16 protein-coding genes are annotated in these 18,539 nt (G+C 65.2%); 5 read left to right on the forward strand and 11 right to left on the reverse strand.

What is annotated here, in order from left to right:
• Positions 1 to 24: 24 nt before the first annotated feature.
• From ABL844_RS33530 to ABL844_RS33555, 6 genes are all read right to left on the reverse strand, one after another.
• The gene (locus ABL844_RS33530; protein ID WP_418132015.1) at positions 25 to 1,077 is read right to left on the reverse strand and encodes a type IV secretion system protein; all 1,053 of its coding nucleotides are present in this window, start codon (positions 1,075 to 1,077) and stop codon (positions 25 to 27) included.
• A gap of 271 nt (positions 1,078 to 1,348) precedes the next feature.
• Complete coding sequence (virB5, locus tag ABL844_RS33535; protein ID WP_418132016.1) at positions 1,349 to 2,086, reverse strand: P-type DNA transfer protein VirB5; 738 nt, start codon at positions 2,084 to 2,086, stop codon at positions 1,349 to 1,351.
• Positions 2,079 to 4,586 (reverse strand): VirB4 family type IV secretion/conjugal transfer ATPase, encoded by a 2,508-nt coding sequence (locus tag ABL844_RS33540; protein ID WP_418132017.1) that lies wholly within the window; start codon positions 4,584 to 4,586, stop codon positions 2,079 to 2,081. Before ABL844_RS33540 ends, virB5 begins: the two co-directional genes overlap by 8 nt.
• 23 nt (positions 4,587 to 4,609) lie before the next feature.
• A complete protein-coding gene (locus tag ABL844_RS33545; protein ID WP_418132018.1) occupies positions 4,610 to 4,975 on the reverse strand; it encodes a type IV secretion system protein VirB3 in 366 nt (121 codons plus the stop codon).
• Between the two features lie 11 nt (positions 4,976 to 4,986).
• Positions 4,987 to 5,364, reverse strand: coding sequence for a TrbC/VirB2 family protein (locus ABL844_RS33550; RefSeq protein ID WP_418132019.1), 378 nt, complete (start codon positions 5,362 to 5,364; stop codon positions 4,987 to 4,989).
• A complete protein-coding gene (locus ABL844_RS33555) occupies positions 5,361 to 5,906 on the reverse strand; it encodes a hypothetical protein (protein WP_418132020.1) in 546 nt (181 codons plus the stop codon). Before ABL844_RS33555 ends, ABL844_RS33550 begins: the two co-directional genes overlap by 4 nt.
• Positions 5,907 to 6,063: 157 nt before the next feature.
• Here ABL844_RS33555 and ABL844_RS33560 point away from each other — a divergent pair, with 157 nt between their 5' ends.
• Positions 6,064 to 6,864 (forward strand): ParA family protein, encoded by an 801-nt coding sequence (locus ABL844_RS33560; protein WP_418132021.1) that lies wholly within the window; start codon positions 6,064 to 6,066, stop codon positions 6,862 to 6,864.
• Entirely contained in the window at positions 6,854 to 7,768 is a 915-nt protein-coding gene (locus ABL844_RS33565; protein WP_418132022.1) for a ParB/RepB/Spo0J family partition protein, read from the forward strand. Before ABL844_RS33560 ends, ABL844_RS33565 begins: the two co-directional genes overlap by 11 nt.
• A gap of 31 nt (positions 7,769 to 7,799) precedes the next feature.
• On the opposite strand, the gene ABL844_RS33570 is transcribed toward ABL844_RS33565, so the two are convergent.
• Complete coding sequence (locus ABL844_RS33570; protein ID WP_418132023.1) at positions 7,800 to 8,792, reverse strand: GlxA family transcriptional regulator; 993 nt, start codon at positions 8,790 to 8,792, stop codon at positions 7,800 to 7,802.
• 246 nt (positions 8,793 to 9,038) lie between these two features.
• Between ABL844_RS33570 and ABL844_RS33575 the strand changes: the two genes are divergently transcribed.
• Positions 9,039 to 9,749, forward strand: coding sequence for an autoinducer binding domain-containing protein (locus ABL844_RS33575; RefSeq protein WP_184642318.1), 711 nt, complete (start codon positions 9,039 to 9,041; stop codon positions 9,747 to 9,749).
• Positions 9,750 to 9,800: 51 nt separating this feature from the next.
• Here ABL844_RS33575 and ABL844_RS33580 read toward each other — a convergent pair whose 3' ends face one another.
• On the reverse strand, positions 9,801 to 10,385 hold the full coding sequence (locus ABL844_RS33580; RefSeq protein WP_418132024.1) for an acyl-homoserine-lactone synthase: 585 nt from the start codon (positions 10,383 to 10,385) through the stop codon (positions 9,801 to 9,803).
• A gap of 471 nt (positions 10,386 to 10,856) precedes the next feature.
• Here ABL844_RS33580 and ABL844_RS33585 point away from each other — a divergent pair, with 471 nt between their 5' ends.
• On the forward strand, positions 10,857 to 11,429 hold the full coding sequence (locus tag ABL844_RS33585) for a helix-turn-helix domain-containing protein (protein WP_418132301.1): 573 nt from the start codon (positions 10,857 to 10,859) through the stop codon (positions 11,427 to 11,429).
• 78 nt (positions 11,430 to 11,507) lie between these two features.
• Here the strand turns inward: ABL844_RS33585 and ABL844_RS33590 are convergent, their stop codons facing one another.
• The 3 genes from ABL844_RS33590 to ABL844_RS33600 form a co-directional block, all read right to left on the reverse strand.
• Positions 11,508 to 12,332 (reverse strand): DMT family transporter, encoded by an 825-nt coding sequence (locus ABL844_RS33590; RefSeq protein ID WP_418132025.1) that lies wholly within the window; start codon positions 12,330 to 12,332, stop codon positions 11,508 to 11,510.
• 31 nt (positions 12,333 to 12,363) lie between these two features.
• Positions 12,364 to 14,505, reverse strand: a complete 2,142-nt coding sequence (gene pabB / locus ABL844_RS33595; RefSeq protein ID WP_418132026.1) for an aminodeoxychorismate synthase component I — start codon at positions 14,503 to 14,505, stop codon at positions 12,364 to 12,366.
• Between the two features lie 382 nt (positions 14,506 to 14,887).
• Complete coding sequence (locus ABL844_RS33600) at positions 14,888 to 16,597, reverse strand: tannase/feruloyl esterase family alpha/beta hydrolase (protein WP_418132027.1); 1,710 nt, start codon at positions 16,595 to 16,597, stop codon at positions 14,888 to 14,890.
• Positions 16,598 to 16,833: 236 nt separating this feature from the next.
• Between ABL844_RS33600 and ABL844_RS33605 the strand changes: the two genes are divergently transcribed.
• Complete coding sequence (locus ABL844_RS33605; protein ID WP_418132028.1) at positions 16,834 to 18,537, forward strand: phage integrase family protein; 1,704 nt, start codon at positions 16,834 to 16,836, stop codon at positions 18,535 to 18,537.
• Positions 18,538 to 18,539: the final 2 nt, after the last annotated feature.

Consider the following 18,539-nt stretch of genomic DNA (forward strand, 5'->3'; position numbering starts at 1 on the left):
AGGGCTTCATTGCGTGCTCCACGGCTAGCGACCGCGAAGTGAGCCCGGCATGACTCGCTCCCTGGGAACAACAGTTCCGCCGCGGCGCGATGCTCCGATCTGACCGACGGAAGCGATGCCAGCGCCGGCGCGATTCCCCGCCAGGCGGCGCAGTGAATCCCATCGTCCGCCTGGTTCTCGCCGCAGGCCGTCGAGTACGCCACGGCCGAATTCGTTGCTGGTTCGCTTCGTGGTGCCGAGCCCCCATTGAAGCGCGCCGCTGATGACCCCGTAGGTACTCAGCGCGACACCGCTCGCAAGCCCGGCCGCGATCGGCATGACTTGGCGCATCACCAGGAAGACCAACGCTGAGGCGATGCAGACTCGCGCACTGGCTGCGATGGTGATTCCGGCACCTGCTGCCGCGGCACTGGCCGCGTAGGCTTTCACAATGTTGAGAAGCAACGCGGCGGCAAGTACAGTGAGCACGCCGACGAGCGCGTAGTTCGCCAACTGAGCGGTCCAGGATTCGAAGAATCGCCGGGTGGCGTCAAAGAAGAGCAGGACAATGAAGATCGGACCCAGGGCGAGCAGGACCGCAACGGCCACCTTCGAGAGACCGAGCATGAATGCCGTGACGACCACAGTCAGGCCGACCAGCAGATAGACCAGGAAGCCTGCGATGTAGAACGCGAAGTCGCGATCAAACACGCTCCCTTTATTGAGAAGCTGCTCGGCAACTGACGCTCCGTCAAGCCAGACCTGATCAATCACATTCACGACGGTTGGCGCCCCAACGGCAGATGCCGCCAGCTGCTCGGGCGCGCGATAGAACGTATCCGTGATGACCTGGTTGTAGGTCCACAAACGAAGGCCTACGCCCAGAACGATTGCGATGGTGAGGATGCGTTTGACGCCCTCCCAGATGGGCTCTTGGATTCGCCCGGCGAGGCTGAGGCAGCCCCAGATCATCACGTAGATGGTCGCAAGCGTCACGGCCGCAGGCTCGATGGCGGACGCGACCCGCGTCGAGTGCAAACCAACGTAGTTAGCAAGCTGGCCGTCGAGCCACGAGAAGAATTGCGCAAAGAAGCCCATGATCAATCTCACTACTGAGCAACAGCCTCTGGTACGAGGACCGGCTTCAGCTCGCGCGTGTTGCTGATTCCTTCTGACTTTCGTCTGATCAGGTCGCCATCAAACGGTTTCGATGATGGCGCTCGGAAAATGGCTGGCCCTGCGTGTGCTGGCGGTGCCGTCTCCGGAGACCGGTGTCGAACGAATTGATACGCCCCGATTCCTGCCGTTGTAGCCACGATGATCGCAACGAGGAGTGAGTTTGGTTTCCGCATGGATCGGCCCTGCAGTACTAGTAGGTGACGGTGGAAAGAGACCTCGTGGAGCCGATGTCCGAGGCGGACTGCTCCCGGATGCGCTGTTTGCGCATGAGCTCTTCCGATTGAGCGACCTGATAGAGGCTCTGCAGCTTCGTCTGCTCATTGGTGAGCATGCTTTGTTCGGCCTGGATCCGCGCCTGAAGATCCTGGATGGCCTTGGGGTCCTGCGCGGTGGCGATGCGGTTGATCAGTTGCTGCAATGCCGAGAAGCGCTGGCTGGTGTTTTGATACGCGCTTTGGGTCATCCCGTTGAGCAGGGCTGCGGACTGTCGACCTTGCTCGACGATTTGGCGCAGTTCGGGGCTGAGCGCGTTCATCTGCGTTCCGGAGAGGACGCTGTTCGCTCTCATGATCGACTGCACGTGGTTCGCCAGCCCGGCATAGCCGGTCGTCGAGCCGTTGAGTGTGCTCATCAGCTCGCCGTAGCTGGGCGGCAGGTAGTTGCGCGCGAGCTCCGGGATCGGCAGCAACTGCTCCATGCCTCGTGTGCCCGTCATGGCGCCGTAGGTCTGGGCCAGTTGATCCTTTGAAGCCTTCAGCTGGTCGTACTGTTTCTGCATGGAGGAGATCTGCTGCTGCCAGTACATGATCTGCTGCATCAGGTTGGCGACGGCCGTGACGTCGATCACCGGGATGCCGGCTTTCGCCCCCGGAGATGCCATGAATGCTGTTGCGGCAAAAAGAAGAGCAAGGAGAAGACGCCTACGCATGGGAGACCTCCCGGGGCGGGGTTGAACTTGCAGGGTTGCCGGCCAGGGCCGCGCGGAAAGGAGGTAGCCATTGATCGGAATGGGGGCCGTGCCTTTCGATGAGCTCGCGCATGAGACGGACGTTGCCGGTGCGTCCGGAGATGACGTGTAAGGCTTCGTCGAAGCCTCGCAGATCGAGCTGTGCGACCACGCTCGCATGGTTCTGCTTGATCAGGAATTGGCGTGAGCCGGGCTCGAGCTCCTGCTTGATGAGCGCGAACTCGCGGTCCGTCAGGTTGAAACCACGGGTGTATTCGTCGTAGTCGGCATCCGGGTTGGGAAACAGGATCTTGGTCGGCGTCTGCTCGACAATGGTCCGGGCGATGCTGGACCCGAGTACGTGGCTGGTGCTCTGGGTGAAGGTGGCGATGTTCGCGTTCTTCTTGCGCCAGGTCTCCAGCCCGTTCTTGGCGAACTGCGCGAAGGCCGGGTCGCCGAGGAGCTTGGCGAACTCGTCCATCCAGCACACCAGGGGACGACCGTCCACCATTTGATGGACCAGATGGAAGAGGTACATGGTCAGTGGTGCCCGGACTGTCTCGTTGTCGAGGAAATCGGTCACGTCGAAGCCGATCAGGGCGTGACGAGCCAGCAGGGACGCCACCTCGTCGCGGTCGTTGTCGAAGACCCAGGCGTAGTCCCCGCGCTCCGAGGCACACCACTTGCGAAGGCGCGCGTGCACGCCTTCCGGGTCCGTGATGTCGAGGAAGGCCGCGAGCCGGGACAGCCGTCTGAAGGGCCTGGCAAGCTCGAGAGTCCCGCGCAGGGCCTGCTCGAGGTCATCCTCCTGGCGCACCGTCAGGAGATCGTGCGGCGAGCGCATGACAAGGCGCCTGAGCCAGTGCCGCATGAACTCGAGGTTGTCGGGGACGGTGTCGTCCAGCTGAAGCGGATTGCAGCCGGTGGGCGCACCGTTCTTCAGCGGCAGATACTGGCCGCCGAGCGCCCGCACGAGGATATGCAGTCCCTCGTCCTTGTCGAAGATGATCTGGGTGGCATCGAGGCGGTTGCAGATGGCGACCATGCAAAAGCCCAGCAGGGTGGTTCGGCCGGAGCCGATCGGCCCCAGGGCCGTGATGTGCCCGACGTCCCGCCGGCTGCCGCCTTCCGGACTGCGCGGATCGCTGGTGTGCAGCGAAAAATAGTAGGGAGAGCCGGCCCTGGTCATGAACACGGTCAGCGCGTCGCCCCAGTAGTTGCCTGTCGCGCGGCCGGTGGGGAAATTGTGGAAGGGCGACATGGCCGCGAAGTTGCGGCTGGTGATGGGAGCCTTGCGGCTGCGGTAGGTGAAATTTCCCGGCAACTGGGCCCAGAAGGCCGCCTCCAGCGCCAGGTCCTCCCTGGCCACCACCATGCCGGTGTCGCCGAGCAGGTAACGGGCCCGCGCCACGCTGTCGTTGAGCTGCTTCAGCCTGTGGGTCGGTGCTGATTCGCCGAGCATGTCGTCGCTGTTGGACAGCACATGGAGGCTGAAATGGTGGTCGCCCACCACGAACCGGTTGCTCATCAGATCGTCGAGTGCATCCTCGAGTTCTTCGGCCTGCGAGACCGCCAAATCCCCCGCGGCCGCCATGCGGTGGTGCTGCCGGCTCATCATGTCGGTGGCGGTGCCCTTGGCGAGGAAGGTGAAACTCTGGGTCAGGACGAACGGGAAAGGGGCTGTCAGCAGGGCGCTCAACATCCCGGGCGCGGTGGGCGTCGGATATTCCTTGATTCCCAGGAAAGCGCCGGTGCGGGTGCGCGTGTCCATGCGGTACTCCATGGCCTCGTTGCCGAAGAAGGGGCGGGTGGTGGCCAGGACTTCATTCAGTGCGGCGCGAGGCAAGGGCATGCGCTGCCACTCCCCGTTGACCAACAGGCCGTGGAACTCAAGCAGTGAGGAAAAAAACGCGTCTTTCTCCGGCAACCGGTAGATGCCCAGTACCTCGGGGTCATAGCGCTCCAGGGCTGCAAGCAGTTCCTGGCGCAGCTTGCCGCAGGCATCGAGAGCATCGTCGAGTTCCATTCGTGCGCCTGCCGGATCCGTGCGCCTGAGAACGCGCAGCGCAGCGTTGCCGATGTGCGTGGGTTGCGGCCGGAAGACCAGCGACAGGTACAGCTCGTTGACCATGAGCCGCTCGCGGGCCATCTTCTGGCGGTAGCGCTGTTCCACCTCGCGGGCGAAACCGGGCACCGTCCGGCCCTGCGGGCAGGTCGTCTCGCGGCGCCGGATCACGTGGGTCCACAGCGCCAGGTTGGGTGAGGCGATGTTGCGCAGCAGGACGTTGAGCCGTTCGTGCCAGTTGTTGATGTCCTCGTCGTCCGCGCTCTCGAAGGAGGCGCCGGCCAGCCGCAAGGTCTGGACGTAGTCGCCCGCACTTGTCCGGGCCACATGCTCCTCCACATGGACCACGAGCGGGATCATGGCTGCCGCTCGGACCTCGCGGCGCAGGGTCTTCTCGGATCGGGAGAGCAGTGGCATGGCGTACACCCTGGACTGGACGCCTAGACGACGACGTCGGCACAGCTTGAGCGCCGGCGGCCGCGGTGGTCCGGAAGATCCACGCCCAGCGGGCTGTAGGAGCTGGCACGCCAGAACCGCAGGTTGCCAACCAGCATCGCCGGCAGGCGCGTGCGCCCCCACAGGTGCAGCAGATCGAAGAACCTGGGCTCGTACAGGCACACCAGGTAGAGCATCCCGTGGATCGGCACGAAGGCCAGGAGCCAGGCAAGATTCGTTGTCACGATGAAGGATTCGGTCGTGACGAGGATGTTGAACATCATGGCCGCGTAGGTCACACCACAGACCATCGGGGGCCGGGTCATCCCCACGAACAGCGGGTCGGCGACGATGCCTTGGCTGCGGCTCATGGTCGATCTCCTCAGACCCCGAACAGGCCCCGGATCCAGGACACGATCTGCGGCCCCCCGAAAACCAGCACGGTGCCGATCACCACGGCGACCATCCACCACCAGCTCAGGCGTCCGAACCAGGCCATCGCCCCGGAAACCATCACGGCGACCGCTGCCAGCGGCGTCAGGATCGCCACCAGTTGCTGCTGCGTGGCGTTCGCGCCGGTGGCGAAGGGACTGCCTCCGAAGGCGATCGCAGGGAGACTCGCTGCGAGCACCGCAACCACGAGCAGCGCGGCGCGGCCCGGACGGCGATCCCTTGCATGCACGGGGCTTGGGTGTTCCGGCGCGGCGGTGCTCCCGGACCAGGTGAGGGGTTTCGCCCTGTGGATCAGGTAGGCGGTCATGGTGTTGTTCCGGCGGATGGGAGGGAAAGAACAGGGACGACTCGGGCGTCCTGTTCCGGCGCGGCGGCCTCAGCGGGCATCACAGGGCGCTTGCTGCCTTGGCCGTTGCCGTAGACATCCCACCAGGGGCGTGGTGCTTCGGTCCAGCCCGCGATCGCGCGATGCCTGCCTGGGGCGACGATGGGGTTCGTCGGGAACGCACGCCCGGCATCGCGGAGTGCCGAGGCTGTCTCTCGCTGGAGGGCCGCGATGTCACCGAGCAGACGGGCATGCTGTTCGTCGGCCTCGCGGACGGCCTGCATGTCGGACAAGGCCAGGCGCTCTGCCCTGCGGCGGGCGAGGCTTTCAAGCTGCTCCTCTGATTTCTTCAGCTCCTGGCGAAGAATGTCGATGCGTTCCTGGTCGCGAGTTTCCTGTCCGGCCGCAGCGATCACTTGCGCCGAGGCGGGGCGGGACTGCGCGGACAGGTCGCTTGCGAAGGCAACCTGTCCCGCGAAGGCGCTCAGCAAGAGGCAGGCGGCTCGTCCGCCTTCCAGTGTCATGCCTATGCGGTGAGCATTCGTTGCGTGCATGGCCGCACTGTCTACCCGTGACTGCGCGCGTGTCGACTGACTCTTTTATCAGTGGCGGTGCAGCGATTCCGGGCGCTAGATTCGCGCGATCGACCCCAGCGCGGGCACGAGTCGCGAGGAACAAGGCATGGGCCATGTGGTCGTCTTCGGCAATCAGAAGGGCGGCGTCGGCAAGTCGACACTGGCCGTTCTGTACGCATACTGGTTGGCCGAGATCCGTCGTCAATCCGTGTGCCTGATCGATCTCGATGCGCAGGCCAACAGCTCGAAGTCACTGCGCCGGTTCGCAACCGGCACCGGGGCGATCGCTTTGTTCGGGGAGGCAGAGACCTCGGTCGAGATGCCCAGCGGGCAAGCCATCGCGACGGTGGCAGGCGGCAAGCAACTGGCCGATGTCGAACTCGCGAAGCCGGAGGTGGTGATTCCCGCATTCCGCAGGCAAGTGATCTGCTTGGCGCGGGACTTCGACACGGTCGTGATCGACACACCGCCGGCGCTCGGTTTGCGCATGAGCGCGGCACTGATCGCAGCGACAGCCGCAGTCTGTCCGATCGAGCTGGAGGAATACAGCATCGACGGCGTCACTGACATGCTCAAGACGATCTTCGGCGTCAGGCAGCGCTACAACCCGCGGCTGCGGCTGGCTGGCATCGTGCTGAACCGCTTCAACCCGCATTCGCTGCGGCAGAAATCTGCGATGCAGGAGCTGGCCTTGAACTTCCGCGAGTTCGTCATTCCTGCTCGCATCTCGATCCGGTCGGCGATTCCGGAATCGCTGGCCGAGGGGCTCCCGGTGTGGCGGTTGCCGAAGAGCGCGGCCCGCGCGGCGAGCACCGAGGTGATGCAGGCGTTCGAGTTGCTGCAGCAGCGCGTCGAGGGGGATGGCGAAGTCGTGAGGGCGGGGACGGGAGGTGAATGTGGGCAGTAGCCTGGATCTGAGTGCGCTGTGCAAGTTCAGGGCGACCGACCTGCTGGCGCAGGCGGCTGCCGTCCACACCGCGGCGGGCGCGCCGCTGCAGGTGATGCTGGACAGCATCGAGTTCGATCCTGCCCAACCGCGTCGTGCCGTGCGGGATGAGGGGCTTGCGGAGCTTGCCGAGTCGATTCGACTGCACGGCGTGCTGGAGCCGGTATCTCTTCGATCGCAGCCGGGGCAGGCGAGCTGCTACATCGTCAATCGAGGGGAGCGCAGGGTGCGTGCCGCACGCCGGGCCGGCCTGAGCGTCATTCCAGCTTTCTTGGACGAGCGCGTCGATCCATTCGCCCAGGCATCCGAGAACCTGCATCGCGAGGACATGTCGCCGTTCGATCTGTCCATCTTCATCATGGAGCGGGAGAGGGAAGGGCATTCGCGCGCAGAGATCGCACGCCGGCTGGGCAAGCCGCGCTCTTTCATCACCGAGGTTGCAAAGCTCTGCGAGGCACCGCAGGACCTGCGCCGAGCGGTGCAGGAGGGACGCATCGGCGGAGATGTGCGGTTGCTGTATCGGCTGGTAGGGGTCGCGCGCGACCGGCCTGAGGCGGTTCAGACACTTCTGGCGGAAGGTGAGCCCATCAGCCGGGCCGTCCTTGAAGCGATGGCTGCTGGGCTTCCGCCTCCAGCGCCAAGAAGATCCCCTGGGCCGACGACAGCGTCGGTGGACATGCGCGCGGCAACCAAGGTGGTCAGCGGTGGACACACGGTCCTGGTGGTGGAGCACGACGGGCGACGCGGAGCCCTGCGCCTCAAGGCCCAGGATGGCAACGTTGGCGAGGTTCGCTTCGGTGATGGCCAGCACAGCCTGCTTCCCCTGGCGGATCTGCGGCCGGTGTGTTGGGCAACGGAGGAATAGCGACGCGGCCGTCCTGTCTCGCTGCTGCCGGCTACGAGGACAGCGGGGCGCTCGTTGTTGTCGAAACGGCGTGAAGGCGCCGGTATTCACGGGGCGTCATTTTCAGGCCGCGCACAAAGGCTCTGCGCATCACTTCCTGGGACCCATAGCCGCATTGCGCGGCGATGGCCTTCAGAGGGCGTGTGCTCGTTTCGATCAGTCGGCAGGCCGAATCGAGACGGATCTGCTGGACGCCGCATCCCGGCGTGAGCCCAGTCGCGCGCACATAAAAGCGCGCGAATGAGCGCGTGGACATGTGGATCTGCTTGGCCAGCCGCTGAATGCTGAGGTCCTCGCGCAGATGCATCGCGATCCACTGATGCAGTGCGATGAGCCGGGCGTCGTCCGAGGGTTGCTCGATCAATGGACTGCGATAGCGCTTCGCGCCGTAGCGTTGGCTGCGCGGATAGGGCAGGTTCGAAGCGAGCGTGTTCGCGAAGGCTTCTCCGCAGTCTTCTGCGAGCCATGACAGGGCCAGGTCCAGCCCCTGACCCGGCTCGATGCTCGGCCACCCGTGTGTGGCGATGCGCTCGGCGAAAGAAGCCGCCCTTTCGCGCACCTGCAATGAAGCCCGCACCACAGGGGCTCTTTGCCGCGGCGCAACGCCAATATCCGGCCCGGGTGGCGATGGGGATCCGGTTTCCAGGACGGCACAACGCACCAGGTGCCCTCGGCTGCTCATGAGCCAGGCATTCAGGCCCAACGCATTCGCTGCCTCGCTGGTAGCCGGCAAGAGCTCCAGTCTGCGGGTCACGACGAGCGTGTTCGCGCGACCCACGAGCTGGGGCGGCAAGGCATTCGTGGACAGCGGCACGCCACTGGAGCTGAGGACGGGACCTCCCGAGACGGAGGCCAGATGCACCTCATAGGCGCTTTCGCGGTCTTCACGTTCGTGCGCGGCATTGGCCGCTTCGAAGACCGCCAGCATGCTGCTGACGTCGACGAGAGGGAATCCAGGCAGCAGCAGGAGCCATACCTTGTGCATTGCGTGAGACCATTGTTTTCATGTTGGGAACAGAGTCGCAGTTCGAACCATCTTCCTGAACCCACGCTGAACCTCATCGCTTGGTGAAGTCAGAGTCCGCCAGATTGGCAGAAATGGTGGTCATTTGCCGCCTCAGGAGCTCGCGGCGCTTCTAGACTGTCTGCCCGTCACCCTCATGGCCCGTGGGAGAGCACCCATGCGCCAATGGCCGAACTGGGGGTGACGGCGAGGTGGGAAGAGCATCTGATGAACGACTGGACACAAGAGGTACTTGGTCATTTGCTTGAAGCAAGCGAGCCGTCCCAAGTGCTCGAGCAGGTCAGCGCGGCGGCAAGACACCTCGGCTTCGAGCAATGTGCCTACGGATTGCGCACCTTCCTGCCATTCACCCGACCCAAGACCCGGATGCTCAGCACCTACGACGCGCGCTGGAACCACCGGTATCTGGAAGCGGGCTATCTGCAGATCGATCCCACGATCGCCCATGGGGTGCGCAGCGCGGCACCCGTGATCTGGAGCGATCAGGTTTTCCGCAGAACGCCGCAGATGTGGGACGAGGCCCGCTCCTTCGGTCTTTGCATCGGTTGGGCACAGTCCGTCTTTGAACCCGACGCGCGCATCGGCATGCTGTCGCTGGCGCGTTCGAGCGAGCCGCTCACGGCCGCCGAGATGCGTGCCAAGGACCCCTGGCTTCAATGGCTGGTGAACACCGCTCACCATGCGCTCATGGATCATCTGGGTGGCAGTCCCCTCGCTGGAATCGAGCCGCTCACAAGGCGGCAGCTGGAGGTGTTGCGCTGGACGGCCGACGGCAAGACGAGCGCGGAGATCGCCGTCATCCTGGGCATGTCGAAGTCGACGGTCAACTATCACCTGCGCAACGCCATCGCCAGGCTGCACGCCAACAACAAGAACTCGGCCGTGGCGCTCTCCGCGCGCCTCGGGCTCTTGAACTGAGCGAAGGTCATTGACCGGGACGTGGGATGGCGCCTCTGGTATGGGGGCTGCCTAGCTCGAGGAAATCCGGTGCGGGCGCCACGCGCCATCCACGTCGATGAAGCAGGCGAACAGGTACTGGCCCTCCACCAGCATCGGCGGCGCCATCCGGTGCACGTACAGGCCAGCCCGGCGAAGGATGCGCTCGATGCCCATGGGCGAGACACTGACCAGTCGCTGTCCGCCCTCGCCGGCAACCACCTGCATCGCCACGCCCAGCATGTCCAGCGCAAGCGAAGGCTCGCCGGGAACCTCGTTGCCTCCGAAATGTGTGCCGTCGACCACTGCGAATCGCGACAGCTCCCATATCTGGGGCGAGCAGGGTGCCGGGATGTCGCCAAGCAACTGGGGGAACACGGTGGCCAGCAGGTAGGGCCGATGCGTGGGAAGCAGGCGGCTGGTCCCGACGATCTCACCCTTCGGATTGCGCGCGATCAGGTAGATGGTGTCCTTCCGATCGAACTCGTCCAGTTCGAACCGCGCACGCGTATGCAGCTGCCAGCCCAGCTTCTCGACGAAGACCTGGTGTCGGTAGCGCGCCATGTCGAACAAAAGCCCGGCGGAGAATGAATCGACGGTTCCTGCGATGAACTCCATGGCATGTTTCCTCTCGACGAACGAGGCCGGATTACAGCTTGATGAAAAGCGCGAGGACACTGACAGAGTTGACAGGGGCGGCGACGGGTATTCGCCCCTTCGAGGTGTCCGAGCATCTTGCACACGATGCAAGCCAATCGGACGGATCGCAGGCAGCAGCTGGGCTGGCCATCTCAAGAGCTGTTGGCGAAATGACGCCGTGCGCAATGGTTGATCTAGGGAGCGGTCCCGGGAAGACTCTTTCCTTTCTCTCGAGCTTGGCCGTGCCTCCTTTCAGCTTCTGTCTCGTCAGTCATCGGCGACGCCCTGGTCGCGTGGCAGATTCCGCCGCGCGCACGGCGGTGGCGGCACCGCGCGGCTCGGCAAGGGGCTGAGCACGTGGCGCACAAGCAGATCGCATCCCCGTTTCCTTCGGTCCGACGGCTCAGGCTCCCCGCATCGGTCACAGCGCCGCGCGCGCCAGCGACGCCGGTGCGAAGTCTCTGCGCTTCGCGCATCGGAGCACAGATCAAGGCGCTTCGCATCGCGTCCGGTGTGTCGGGCGGGCAACTCGCGCAGCACACCGGCCTCTCGGCCTCCATGCTGTCGCGCGTCGAACGTGGCCTGGTCTCCCCCTCGGTGGAGACACTGGAGCGCATCGCCAGCGGACTGGGGGTGGCTGTCTCCCGCTTTTTTTCCGAGAGTTCCGGCAGGGCCGACTTCAGCCACGTGCCGGCCGGCCAGGGCTTGCGCGTGGACTGCGCCGGCGCGATGGAAGGCTACGGCTACGAGCTGCTCGGGCGGCTGCAGTCCCGAGAGCTAGCCGTCGAGCCCTATCTGATGCACCTGGCGCAAGGCGCACGGCCCGATACATCGTCGCAGCACCCAGGGCTCACGTTCCTCTACGTGCTCTCGGGGCGGTTGAGCTATCGCTATGGCACGAAGGTGGTGGAGGTCGGACCGGGGGATTCGCTGCTTTTCGAGGCTGGTGCACCGCACGGGGTTGACGGCTTCGCCGAGGGTCCGGTCGTCTGCCTGAGCGCTGTCTTCTCGTTGCGCGATTGAGCGCAGCGGACTGGCCGGCCACTGGCGTCGACCGCGCGCGCGTGGTGGCCTCCATGCGGCGCCCGGTTGATCATGTGCTCATGATCGACGCGTCGACCGGATGGTGAAGGCCCCTGCCGCGATGATCAGGATGAGCCCGAGTGCTGCAGAGGGGGCCGGCACGTCTGCCCAGATCACGTAGCCCAGCAGCAAGGCCCAGACGATGAAGCTGTAGCGAAAGGGCGTCACAACGGACAGATCGACATCGCGGCAGGCGGCGACCAATGCGTAGCTGCCGAGCGTTGCGCAGCTGGCGGCGGCGGCCAGGGCGGTGATCTCATGCCGTGCAAGCGCCTTCCAGTGCTCGGTGAGGCCCAGGAACATACCGGCCAGGCACGCGGCGAGCGTTGCCGCGGCGGTGATGACCACCGAGGGGATCGCACCCGGGATTCGACGCGTCACCAGGTCGCGCGCGGCCAGCGAGGCGGCACACAGCACGGCGCACGCGTGGCCGCTGCCTGCGACATCGGGCCTCGCGGACGGCTGGATCACCAGCAGGACCCCCACGAAGCCAACGGCGGCTGCCACAAGCCGGTTGCTCTGCCACGGCTCCCAATGCAAAGCCATGGCAGTGACCGCAATCATGAGCGGCGCAGTCATCATGAGCGTGCTGACCGTGGCAAGAGGCGCCAGCGACAGGGCAAGCACGGAGGTGAGCGCGGTCGTGATCTCGAGCCCGCAGCGCGCCCCGACGAGTGGGCACAACGCTGTCCGCCAACGGGTGCGCGCTCCCCAAGCAAGGGCCACGGCGAAGAGGCTGGCGAAGAAGCCGCGCACGGCGAGGACCTGGCCAGGAGGCAGCTGCTGCGCAGACAGTTTGACGAAAACGTCGTTGAGCACATAGCAGCCCATTGCCACCAGCATGAGGGCGATCCCTCGGCGGTTGGCAGGTGCGCTAGCCATTGCAGGCAGAGGACGGGGGCGACGGCGGGTCTTGCATGGGCGCCGTCTGTGCCGTCGTTCCCGGCCTCGGCCCGAGCGGTGCCCCGCAGCGCTTGAGCACGTCCCAGAGGGACTGTGCCTTCAGGACGATCTCCTCGACCTCGGCATCCGGGTCGGACATCGCAACGATGGCACCCCCGGCGCCGATGGAAATCCGGCCGTTGGCAGCCACGAGGGTGCGGATCACGATGTTGAGCTGGGCTGCGCCGTTGAGCGACAGATAGCCGATGCTGCCCGAGTAGATGCCGCGCGCCGCGCCCTCGAGTTCATCCAGGATCTTCATCGTGCGCACCTTGGGGGCACCGGTCATCGAACCTCCCGGGAAGGTTGCGCGCACGCAGTCCACGGCCCCGAGGTCCGGACGCAGCCGGCCGCGGATGGTGCTGACCAGTTGGTGCACCGTTGCGTAGGTTTCCACCGCGAACAGGCTGGGCACGTGGACGCTGTCGATCTCGCACACCCGGTTGAGGTCGTTTCGCAGCAGGTCGACGATCATGAGGTTCTCCGCGCGCGTCTTTTCGTCGGCGGCCATCGCCTCGGCGATCTCCAGGTCTTCGTCCGATGTGGCACCGCGTGCTGCGGTGCCCTTGATGGGCTTGGATTCCACGGACCGATCGGCCGATACATGCAGGAAGAGCTCGGGGGAGGCGCACAGCACGGCATGCCCTCCCATGCGCAGGTAGGCTGCATAAGGGGCGGGGTTGTGCTTGCGCAGAGCCCGGTAGACATGGAAGAGATCGATGCGCCCCTCGCCGACCAGTTGGTTCGTGAGGCAGACCTCGTAGGTCTCGCCCTGCAGGATCTCGTGCTGGCAACGAAGAATGAGATCGCGGTAGGCGCTCAGGTCCATGCGCCATTGCAGCGATTGCAGATCGCGGGCCGCATCCGCGCTTGCGCCGCCGGTCGGGGGTTGAGGGTTCTCGATGCATTCGCGCATGGCTTGCATCCAACGCCGGTTCTTGTCGCCCAGGACCGGGTCGTCCAGACAGGCGATCCAGACCTGCTGCTCGGCATGGTCGAAGGCAAGGAAGCGGTCGGCAAGGATCCACATCGCGTCCGGCGTGTCGGCGTCGTGCATCAGCGCGCCATCCAGCTCCCGCTTGAGCTCGTAGCCGAAATACCCCACGAAGCCGCCGGCGAATTCGAAAGGCAGGCGCGGCCCGGCGGGTTGCTGGCCGGGAATGTGGTCGCGCAGGTAGTCGAAGATGCTTTCTGCGCGTACCTGGCCGATGTCGCCGCGGCGTACCAGCAGCTCGCGCGGCGCCGTGCGGTAGGTCAGTTCCAGGGCGCGAGGACCACTCGCATCACCCATGAAGGAAAAACGTGCCCTCCCGACTTCGGCAAGGCTGCTGTCCAACCAGAAAGCGCTGTCGCTGCGGGCGAATGCGGCCGCGAAGACGGTTTCGGCATCGACTGCAGTGTCCAGGCATTCTGCGTGGAGTGTGAGCGCCTGTGGCCCCTCGAGCCGCAGCGACGGTCCGAGGCGATCCTGGGCCTCGCGCCACGACGCTTGCGCATGCCATTCCTGCGTCAATTCCCTGAAATTGCGCAGCAGCCTTGCGCCGAACTCCGTGCAGATCGACTCCGGGTGGAACTGCACGCCCCACCAGGGGCGCGAGACATGGCGCAGCGCCATCAGGGTTCCGTCAGACGTCCAGGCGAGCGGCTCCAGGGAGGCTGGCAGTTGCGTGACCGCGAGCGAGTGGTAGCGCACGGCCTCGAAGCGGTCGGGGATGCCGAGAAAGAGGTCGCGCTGGGTGTGCGAGATGCGGTCCAGGCGCCCGTGCATGGGCCGTACGGCCAGATCGACGAGAGCTCCGCAATGGTGGGCGATGGCCTGGTGGCCCAGGCAGACGCCGAGGACGGGCTTGCGGGAGCGCCGCAGCGCATCCGCCGAAATGCCCAGATCTGCGGGGCGCTGCGGACGCCCGGGGCCTGGCGAGATCACGATGTTGTCGAACGGCATGCGCTCGATCTCGTCCCAACTCATTTCATCGTTACGGACGACGACGGGCGGCTCGGCGTTGCAGGCGGCCAGGTACTGATACAGGTTGTAGGTGAACGAGTCGTGGTTGTCGATCAAGAGGGTGCGCATGGGGGCTCCTGGATGCGTGGCCGCACTTGCATCGTTGACGAACCGGAGGTGGATAGACACTGCGCAATGTGTCAGTTGCCCCAGAGAAGACAATGTGCGAAGCACGCGCGCAGGAAAGGCGTGGCCGCGACAGCGCAGAATCACGAATCTCGCGGCGGCGATGCCCGGCGGCACACGAGGGGCGGTCCATTCGCCGGGCGTTCCGGGAAGCGCGCCCGCCATCGTGCTCACCTTGCCGGTGAGCCTGATCGCGTCCATGGCCGCCGACCAGCTTCGAGAGCCAGTCCAGTCCCTTCGACAGGGCCGGCGGACTGCCCACCTCGCGAAGCGCGGCGAATGCAGCCGTCTGGGTTCCTATAAGTTCGAACCTCCTTGCTGCTGTTCAGGGATGCCGGCACTCGTAGCTGGACGCCTGTGCACGGTCACCGCCGATGTAGTGCGGGTAGCCGGGATAGCGGCACATGGGGCGCGAGGCTTGCATCGCAAACGGCGGAAGGGGCGCCTTCACGACCTGCACCAGCGCATTCGGGGGTGCGTCGCCGGCGCTCACCCACCGGTCCAACGGACCCAGCAGGTCCACCATCGTCGGTACAGCCGGTCCACCCGCGACCGCGCGCGAGTTGCCGGAATGCGTCGACCCGGGCGAGACGTAAAGCCGCACCGACCGTTCAGTTGCCGCGGCGCCCATGCGCGCCACGAGGGCATCGTGATACTGGATGCCCATGAGCGCACTCTGCGCGCGATCCCCCGCATTCTCTCGAAGGATCAGCTTGCCGCCGCGAGCGAAGAAAGCCGAGAGGTCCGGGTTCGTGGAGTCCATCAGCGCCGAGGTCGCCTGCACCCGCTCGCGGAAGTCCTCGGGGCGGTAGTGGCGCACGTCGTAGTTCTTGTCGCGCGCGATCCCATAACGGATCCAACTGCTCCCATAGATCCACTGCGTGGAGTTGCGTGCGGCGTCCGGAGGCACCGCGGGGGCCGCGGAGCCGGTCACCCAGCGCACCATGCTGACGGCGGAGGGGCCATCGAGGCTGTCCTCGTGGCCGTAGAGCCATTGGGGATAGGTCGTGAGGCCGTTGGCGATGGTGAAGGGAAATACGTAGGGGGAGTGGACGGCTCGCATCAGGCGCAGCTCGGCGTCGGACAGGCAGTGCGTGCCCGCATCGTTGCCGTCAGGGCAGCGCAGGGGCTGCAAGTCCACCCGGGCTTGGCAGCCCATGTAGTTGTTCACGACGCCGTCCGCCAGCCCGTCCAGCGCATCGCAAGCCTCGGAGGTGGCCTTGGCGATGAGCGCCACCTTCCCGGCCTGCAGCCAGTCCTTCTGTTGCGGGACCTGGTTTCGAACGAAGGCGTGGAAGAGGCCGGTCCAGTTGATCACGGGAACGACGCTGACGATGCCGTCGTAGTCGGCCGGAAACCGCTGTGCCATGGTCAGCCCTTCACGCCCCCCTTCGGAGCCACCGAAGTAGTATATGCGCTGCGGTGCACGCGCGTAGTACGCGCCCATGACGTCCACGGCCACATCCTTCACCTTCTTGTACGAGGCGAAGGCGAAGTTCTCAAGCATCTCGTCGTTCATTGCAAAGGCGCCGGGCTCGCCGGCCGGGAATACCGAGGACTGGTGGCCGGAGTCTTGGCCGAAGGTCGCATAGCCTCGCGCGATCGGGAGAGCGTCGTCCGGCGCCGCGTCTCGCAGAGGCGTCAAGCCCGTGATCAGCACGCCATTGAAGCCTCCGCCCCCGTACTGAACGGCCTTGCCGTTCCAAGCTGTCGGCAGGTTCAATTGGAAGTTGATCGCCTGGGCCGCAGGGTCGCGCGACGCAATCGTGCCACTGACCTTGCAGAACTGCGGAAGCGCAGGCGTGAACGCGCCGCCGCCAACGGTCGCGGCCGAGGCCTGCACAAGAACAGCCGATGTGATCAAGGCCTTGCCGCTGGGCAAAGCCATCGCGCCCGGTGCGATGGCATGGCGGGCAAGGTCGGCGCAGGAGCCTGCGAGCTGCTCGGCGGTCGGGGCCGAGCCACACGCCGACAGGGTCAATGCAAGCAGCGCGAAGCCGGCACGCAAGAGTGCCCAGATATTGAGCTGATTCATGGTGTCTCCAGATTCCTTGAATTCAACCAGCTGTCGTGGTCACAGCACCAATGTACACAGACATGCGGTGGTCCACATTGACCAGGCGTGTTCGCAAGGCCGCCGTGTGGGCGGCCCGGAACGCCATTTGAACGCGGCACCGGGCCTGCCAGGCATGGCTCGACGCGTTCGAATCAACGCTATGCAGATAAGTATTCTTATCACGATAGCCACATCTATTGGCTAAACTGGCGAGGATGAAAACGACCACAGCGTGTGGAAGCGGCGCAGAAAGCGGTGAGTTCCCGACCCGGTCGCAGTTGGCTGCGCTGCGTGCGTGGTATGCCGGCCTGTCGGCTCGGGTCGCGGTGGCCCAATACCTCGGGCAGAGCAGGGCGACGGGCCAGTCGTCCCGCGCCATCCTGGGAGGAATCCGGCGCCAACTGGCGCGGTACGCGCGGCGGCGGCACCGGGACGATCTGGCCTCGCTGATCACTCATCCCGCAGCGGAGCGGGAGGGGCGTGCGCGGGCAGTGCAAGACGCGATCGAAAAGCTGCAGCAGTTGGGCGTGCCCGTGCCCGTGGTGACCGATGCTGTCGATCGCTGGCTCCCGGTGCGCGCAGCGCGTGCTCTGCAAGGTTGCGGCATTCGGACGCTGGCAGATCTGACGGTCCGGGTGCCGCGCCGGCGCAGGTGGTGGGCCGCCGTGCCCGGACTGGGGGCTCGCAGCGCACGCCAGATCGAGGAGTTCTTTGCTGCGAACCCTGTCCTGACCGAGCGGGCGAGGGCGTTGGTGGTCATGCCCAGGACCGAGATTTCGCCTTGGGAGCACTTGGTCGTGCCGCAGGAGGTCGATGGCTCCAGAGGTACCTTCAGGGCCCCACAGGCCACTTGCACACTGTCGGCGCAAGACGACTACCAGGCAGTCCAGGCCTGGCTTTCGCTGCAGGAATCCGCAGCCACTCAGCGAGCCTATCGAAAGGAGGCCGAGCGGCTCATGCTGTGGGCCATCCTCGAGCGTGGCAAGGCGCTGTCGTCATTGACGACGGAAGATGCCATCGCATACCGTGCCTTCTTGCGTCGACCATCTCCGCAGGATCGATGGGTCGGTCCGGCACGGCCACGCACTTCCTCCGAGTGGAGGCCCTTCCAGGGCGCGCTGGCGCCGCGTTCGATCGCATATGCACTGTCCGTGATCGGGGCGTTGTACCGCTGGCTGATCGAGCAGCGCTACGCGCTGGCCAATCCCTTCGCCGGCGTGAAGGTCAAGGGTGCGGGGCGCAGCGGTGCATTCGATGGATCCCGAGTGTTCACAGAACACGACTGGACACTGATCCGTACCACGGCCGACGGCATCGAATGGATCGGTGGTTGGAGCAGGGAGGGGGCCCAGCGACTGCGCTTCGTGCTGGATTTCTGGTACGCGACAGGCCTTCGACCCAGTGAAATGGCTGACGCTCGACTGGGTAACATCGAGCATGATGCTCAGGGCGATGTCTGGCTGAGAGTTGTAGGCAAAGGCCTCAAGTACGGCAGAGTCGCCTTGCCGCTGCTGGCCCGTGGTGCGCTTGACCAGTACTTGGCGCAGCGGGGTTTGCCAGTGTCCCTGGCGCACTGGAACCCCAAGACCGCCCTGATACCTGGCTTGGCCGAGGACGAAACCGGTATCAGTGCATCGCGCCTGTGGTCCGTGATGCGCCGGTTTTTCCTTCACGCCGCACACGCGCTGGAAAAGGTGAATGCGTCCACTGCAGACAAGCTCAGACGCGCAACCCCACACTGGATGCGGCATACCCATGCAACCCATGCCTTGGCACGTGGCGCCGAACTGGTGACCGTGCGAGACAACTTGCGGCACGCCTCGGTAGCGACCACCTCGGTGTACCTGCATACGGACGAGGTCAAGAGGGCGCGGCAAATGGGAGAGGCTTTTCCGGCTCGTTCCTCCAGCGCGGCGTAGGT

Origin of the sequence: Variovorax sp. 278MFTsu5.1, assembly GCF_048305045.1 — a bacterium.
In the GTDB taxonomy this organism is placed as follows: Bacteria; Pseudomonadota; Gammaproteobacteria; order Burkholderiales; family Burkholderiaceae_C; genus Variovorax; species Variovorax guangxiensis.